Annotated in this window: 4 protein-coding genes; all 4 read right to left on the reverse strand. The window is 71.6% G+C overall.

The window, feature by feature from the left end; genetic code table 11:
* Positions 1–144: 144 nt before the first annotated feature.
* The 4 genes from murJ to mptB are packed head-to-tail and all read right to left on the reverse strand — an operon-like array spanning position 145 to position 5,232.
* A complete protein-coding gene (gene murJ / locus AB0M73_RS49520; protein ID WP_363907160.1) occupies positions 145–1,770 on the reverse strand; it encodes a murein biosynthesis integral membrane protein MurJ in 1,626 nt (541 codons plus the stop codon).
* 38 nt (positions 1,771–1,808) lie between these two features.
* Positions 1,809–2,585, reverse strand: coding sequence for an ABC transporter permease (locus AB0M73_RS49525; protein ID WP_363907162.1), 777 nt, complete (start codon positions 2,583–2,585; stop codon positions 1,809–1,811).
* Positions 2,582–3,520: an ABC transporter ATP-binding protein gene (locus tag AB0M73_RS49530; RefSeq protein WP_363907164.1), complete on the reverse strand. Its 939-nt coding sequence runs from the start codon at positions 3,518–3,520 to the stop codon at positions 2,582–2,584. Before AB0M73_RS49530 ends, AB0M73_RS49525 begins: the two co-directional genes overlap by 4 nt.
* Before the next feature lie 44 nt (positions 3,521–3,564).
* A complete protein-coding gene (mptB, locus tag AB0M73_RS49535) occupies positions 3,565–5,232 on the reverse strand; it encodes a polyprenol phosphomannose-dependent alpha 1,6 mannosyltransferase MptB (protein ID WP_363907166.1) in 1,668 nt (555 codons plus the stop codon).
* Positions 5,233–5,369: the final 137 nt, after the last annotated feature.

The following is a 5,369-nucleotide window of genomic DNA, read 5'->3' on the forward strand; positions in this document are numbered from 1 at the left end:
GGGCGCGGCGGTGGCGCTGGCGGTCGAGCTCGGCGTCCGCAGCTTCGTGCCGGGCGGCATCCACGGCGCGTTCTGACCCACCCAGATGCAGGGAAGGACGCCTTACCCTCGTTCAACGCGGGTAAGGCGTCCTTCCCTGCGAAATCAGCGGCGTACCAGCGAACCGATCTTGTCCAGTGCGGGCTTCAGCTCGTGCACACGCAGCAGCGCCATCATGCCGAACGCGGCCAGCAGGCCCAGAATGCCGCCCAGGATAAGAGAAGTGAACGCCCCCAGCGCGCCGTGGATGCCGCCCGGCACGAAGCTGCGGACGCCGAGCTCGACCGCCAGCGCCACCGCCGCGCCCCACACCGCGGCCACCGCGACCTTGACGTACGTGCGGACCACACGCCGGCTGCCCAGCCGCCCGAAACGCTTACGCAGCCACAGCTCCCCGACGAGCGTGCCCAGCGTGAAGCTGATCGCGTCGGAGAAGGTCAGCCCGAACACCACCTGGGACGGCGGCAGCACGTGCGCGGCCAGCAGCACCACCGGCACCTTCAACGCGATCATCACCGCGTTGATCAGGGTCGGCGTGCGGGCGTCCTTCATCGCGTAGAACACGCGCATCTGCAACATGGTCAGCGCGTACGGCAGCAGCCCGAACGAGGAGGCGGTGATCGCCAGCCCGAGCCGGGAGGCGTCCGCGCCGCCCTTGCCGAACACGGTGATGGCCACGGCCAGCGCCGGCCCGAGCACGGTCATCAGGGCGCTGATCGGCGCGAGCATCACCGCCGACATCCGGCTGCCCAGCGACAGGTCGTCCAGCAGCGCCGGGATGTTGTTGGCGGCGGCGGCCCGGCTCATCCGCGGCATGATCGCCGTCAGCAGCGACACGCCGAGCACGCCGTACGGCATCTGCACCAGCAGCCACGAGTACGTGTAGATGGAGATGCCGCCGGCCGCGCCGTTGGTGGCCACGCGGGTGATGGTGACGTAGCCGATCTGGCTGACCACCACATAGGCCACGACCCACAGCGCCAAGCCGCCGAACTCGCCCAGACGCCGGTCCCAGCCCCACTGCCAGCGCGGCCGGTAGCCGCTGCGCAGCAACGGCGGGATCAGCACCGCCGCCTGGATCACGATGCCCAGCGTGGTGCCGGCCCCGAGGACCAGCAGCTTGAGATCGGTGATGTGCACCGGGTTGGTCGCGATGTCGCCCGGCAGCACGAAGTACGCGCCGATGGTCAGCAGCAGCGTCACGTTGTTCAGCACCGGCGCCCACGCCGGCGCGGAGAACACGTTGCGGGTGTTGAGGATCGCGCCCAGCATGGCGAACAGGCCGTAGAACAGGATCTCCGGCAGCAGCAGGTACGCGAACGCGGTCACCAGCGCCGGGTTGGCGTTGCCGCTGCTGCTGTCCACGAACAGCTTGGTCAGCAGCGGCGCGGTGGCCACCGCCAGCACGGTCATGCCCAGCAGCATGGTGAGGCTGACGGTCAGCAGGCGGTGCGTGTACTCCTGGCCGCCGTCCGGGTCCTCGTGGCGGGCCCGCACCAGCAGCGGCACCACCACGCTGGTCAGCACGCCGCCCAGCAGCAGCTCGTAGATGATGTTGGGCACGGTGTTGGCCACCGTGTACGAGTCGTTGATCGCGCCGGCGGACAGGCCGACGACGGCGGCGAGCAGCAGCTTGGACAGGAAGCCGGTGATGCGGCTGACCAGGGTGGCCACGGCCATGGAGCCGCTGGCTCGCGCCAGTGACGGCTCTTCGTCTTGTTGTTGGTCCACAGTAGTCGTGCTCAACTCGGGGATTGCCCTCTCGGGGGTCAGGTCAGCCGGGTGGTCCTGGTGGCAATGCCGCCCGCGGCGGCCGCCCAGATGATCAATACCAGCACCGGCTGCCAGCCCGGCGGGCCGCCCTGGGTGAGCACGGTGTGCAGGCCCTCGGCCAGCGCCCCGGACGGCAGCAGCTCCACGATCGCGCCCAGGCCTCCCGGCAGCGCGCTCGGCGGCAGCGCGATGCCGCCGGCCAGCAGGAGCACGAACCACACGATGTTGGCCACCGCCAACACGATCTCCGCCCGCAGCGCCCCGCCGAGCAGCACGCCCAGGGCACCGAAGGAGATGGTGCCCAGCAGCACCAACACGATCGCCCACAGCACGCCCGTGACGGCGGGCTGCCAGCCCAGCAGCGCGGCGACGACACCCAGGATCACGACCTGGATCGCGACGATGGTCAACGCCGCCAGCACCCGGCCGGCGCCGAGCAGCCAACGCGGGATCGCCGTCGCGGCAAGGCGTTTGAGCACGCCGTAGCGGCGGTCGAAGCCCAGCGCGATGGCCTGCCCGGTGAACGCCGAGGACATCACCGCCAGCGCGAGGATGCGCGGCGTCACCTCGTTCACCCGGGGCTCGGACAGCGGCACGATCTTCAGCACCGTCAGGCCGATCAGCAGCGCCAGCGGGATCAGCAGGGTCAGCAGCACCTGCTCGCCGTTGCGCAGCGCCAGTGCCGTCTCGATGCGGGCCTGCGCCACCAGCATGCGGCCCAGGCGGCCGCGGCCGGGGGCGGGCGCGAAGGCGCCGGGGGAGAAGGTGCTCACGAGCGCAGCTCCCGTCCGGTCAGCTCCAGGAACACGTCCTCCAGGCTGCGGCGGGCCACGCGGAGCTCCTCGGCCAGCACCCCCTGCTGCGCGCACCAGGCCGTCACCGTGGAGACGACCTGCGGGTCGATGCAGCCGGCCACCACGTACGAGCCGGGGCCGACCTCGTCCACCTCGAGGTTCTCCGGCAGCGCGTCGACCAGCAACTTCGTGTCCATGCCGGGCCGGGCCCGGAAGCGCAGCTGCTGCTCGGCCGAACCGCTGCTGGTCAGCTCCTGCGGGGAGCCGCTGGCCACCACGCGGCCGTGGTCCACGATCACGACCTGGTCGGCCAGCGTCTCCGCCTCATCCATCAGGTGCGTGGTCAGCAGCACGCCGACACCGTCCGCCCTGAGGGCACGCACCAGGTCCCAGACCAGGTGCCGGGCCTGCGGATCCAGGCCGGCCGTCGGCTCGTCCAGGAACACCAGCTCCGGGCGGCCGACCAGCGCGCAGGCCAGCGACAGCCGCTGCTGCTGCCCGCCGGACAGCCGCTTGTACGGCGTGCGGCGCGCGGCCGCCAGGCCCAGGGTCTCCAGCAGCCACGCCGGATCCAGCGGATCGGCCGCGCAGGCCGCCACCAGGCGGAGCATCTCCTCGGTGCGCACACCGGGATAGGCGCCGCCGCCCTGCGGCATCACGCCGATGCGGGCCCGCAGCTGCGCCCCGTCACGGACCGGGTCGAGGCCCAGCACGCGGACCGTGCCGCTGTCGGGGCGCTTGAAGCCCTCGCACAGCTCGACGGTGGTGGTCTTGCCGGCTCCGTTGGGCCCCAGCAGGGCAAGCACCGAGCCGCGGTCCATCCTCAGGTCCAGCCCGTTCACCGCGACGGTGGACCCGTAGCGCTTCAGCAGGCCCGACACCTCGACAGCCGGGGTGGTCGGGGGTGCGGTCACGACGGTCGAGCCTAGGGGGTGCTCCCGGCTCAGGCTCGTGGGGCTCATCCGACCGGCCCGAAGTTGATCGGCTCGGATGGTGCGGGCGTCACGGTCAGTTCACCTCGGGGTTCGCGTTCGGGGAGCTTGCCCCGAACCAGCAACAACAGCAGGCCGACCAGGATGAGGGCGGCGACCGCGGCCGTGGGGATGAGGAAGGCGCGGCCGTCGAAGGTGGACCCGGTCGGCGGGGTGACCAGGGCGATCAGGGCGCTGAACACCGTGACCCAGGTCCGGAACCGCTTGCTGGCCTTGGCCGTGGCCAGCGGGATGATCGCCCACAACGGGTACCAGGGCTGCACCACGGGGCCGAGCACGACGAACCAGACCAGGAACAGGCCGAGGCCGGCCATGGCCGACAGGTGCCCGCGGTAGGAGCGCCACAGCAGCACCACGCCCGAGCCGGCGAAGCCGATCCAGCCGATGGCCCGGGCCGTGCCGACCGTGGCATCGACGTGGTTGCCCAGCTGGAACAGGATGCCCAGACCCACGCTGCCCAGCGCGACCAGCGTGACCGGGGACAGCCAGGTGTAGATGATCGTGCCGCCGTTGAGGGTCTTCAGCCAGCCCCAGCCCAGGCCGCTCGCGACCGTGATCAACGTCATCACGACCACGCCGATCACCAGCATGGCGCCGGCCGACTTGAGCAGCTGGGGCAGGCCGCCGCCCCAGCGCCGGGCGATCATCACGCCGACGAAGCCCAGGGCCACCAGGGCCAGGATCTTGACGCCGCCGCCCATGGTGATCAGCGTGCCGCCGGCCAGGACGCCGATCAGCTCGTCCCGTGACCAGGGCGGTATCGGGTCGCCCGGGCCGATCTTGGGCAGGTGGTTGACGGCCACGTGGAAGCCGGCCAGCATCAGGCCGATGGCCAGCGCCTCGTTGTGCACGCCGACCACCAGGTGGAAGACCACCAGCGGGTTGGCCGCGCCGAGCCAGATCGCCGCCACCGGCGAGACGTGGAAGCGCCGGGCCAGCCGGGGCAGCGCCCACACGATCAGGCCCAGGCCGATCAGCGCCAGCACCCGCTCCAGCAGGATGCCCACGACGATGTTGTCGCCGGCGATGCCCGTGATCGCGCGGCCGACCGTGAGGAACAGCGGCCCGTACGGGGAGGGCGTGTCCCGCCACAGCGTCGGCACGTTGCGGGCGAGGATGTTGTCCGGGCCCAGCGCCTGCGCCGCGCCCACCGTGTACGGGTCCAGGCCGTGCGACACCACCGCGCTCTGCGCCAGGTAGCTGTAGACGTCCTGGCTGAACATGGGCGGCACCAGGATCAGCGGGATCGTCCACATCACCAGCGTGCGGTCCATCTGCGCGCGGGACAGCACCCGCGGCCGGCCCGGCCACACCAGGCGGCCCAGCCACAGCCAGGCCAGCACCATCATCAGCATGCCGGAGAAGGCGCTGGCCATGGCCACCGTCGGGATGCGGGCGAACACCCCGAGGATCGGCGTGTCGAGCAGCGGGTTGATGGTCGGCGACGCCCCCGCGCCCAGGCCGCCGCAGGCCAGCAGCAGCGAGCCGATGGTGCCGAACCGCCGGATCACCTGGAGCTGGCGCCGCTCGGTGCGGTCCAGCCGCAGCGGCGCGTCCTGCACCGGGACCAGTCCGGACGGCGCGGTCTCACCGACCGCTCCGGTCACCAGCGCTCGCAGTTTGGCGGCCAACACCCAAGCAGACTAGCGAGGCCGCGGTGAGCTCCCGGTCTCCGGCTACGTGAGTGGCTCATTTTCCTTCCACCCCCACCTGAGCCACTCACGTGCGGCCCCGGACGCACGTGAGGGGCTCAGGGGGGTCCTGGGCGAAA

Source organism: Kutzneria sp. NPDC051319, assembly GCF_040682195.1.
GTDB lineage: Bacteria > Actinomycetota > Actinomycetes > Mycobacteriales > Pseudonocardiaceae > Kutzneria.